The 215-nt window shown below is 59.5% G+C and carries 1 rRNA gene; it reads right to left on the reverse strand.

Annotated features, from left to right (window positions below):
- Positions 1–215: ribosomal RNA gene (locus C461_RS15930) — 23S ribosomal RNA — on the reverse strand; the annotation flags it as partial.

The raw sequence follows: 215 nt of genomic DNA on the forward strand, positions 1-215 counted from the left end.
GCGTACCGCCCCAGTCAAACTGCCCGGCTACCGGTGTACTCCTCCCGGAGTGAGAGTCGCAGTCACCGACGGGTAGTATTTCAATGTTGACTCGGTGGCCCGCTAGCGCGGGTACCTGTGTAATGTCTCCTACCTATGCTGCACATCGGCGACCACGTCTCAGCGACAGCCTGCAGTAAAGCTCTATAGGGTCTTCGCTTCCCCTTGGGGGTCTC

It is taken from the genome of Halorubrum aidingense JCM 13560, assembly GCF_000336995.1.
In the GTDB taxonomy this organism is placed as follows: Archaea; Halobacteriota; Halobacteria; order Halobacteriales; family Haloferacaceae; genus Halorubrum; species Halorubrum aidingense.